Here is a 439-nt window from a genome sequence, read left to right as displayed (position 1 = left end):
CACGCTCCATGCTGGCGCGCGCCTCCTTCATGCCCTGCCACTGCTCCACGAACCGGTCCGCGCGCTTCTCCGGGTCGATGCGGACCTGGCGCTCCGTCTCCATCGCCTTCACCGCGCCGCCCGTATTCCCCTCGGCCGCGTCGCGCGCGAGTCGGGGGTCGCGCTCGATCGCGCTGGCAAGGTCGCGGCTCCCAAGCGGTCGCACCTGGTCGAGCGCGTCGCCAGCCTTCGCCAGCGCCTGTTCCTGGTGCGCCAGCACCGGCAACCCCTTGTCCCGCATCCGGCCTATATCCGCTGCGGCGCGCCCATAGCGCTCGATCGCGCGGGCCTGCGAGGATGCCGGCGGCCGATCGGCCGCGACACGCTCCGGCGACGTCGCTTTCTCGGTCGCCGGCTTCGGCCGGAACCCCGCGAACATGCCCCGCGCCTTGTCGCGGAC

1 pseudogene is annotated in these 439 nt (G+C 73.3%); it reads right to left on the bottom strand.

Annotated features, from left to right (window positions below):
• Positions 1-418 (bottom strand): annotated as a pseudogene (locus AX681_RS16170) (Ti-type conjugative transfer relaxase TraA); the annotation flags it as partial.
• Positions 419-439: the final 21 nt, after the last annotated feature.

Origin of the sequence: Sphingomonas sp. CCH9-E2, assembly GCF_001557215.1 — a bacterium.
Taxonomy (GTDB): domain Bacteria; phylum Pseudomonadota; class Alphaproteobacteria; order Sphingomonadales; family Sphingomonadaceae; genus Sphingomonas.
Note: the sequence above shows the minus strand (reverse complement) of the source record. Positions and strands in the feature narration are given on the sequence as shown.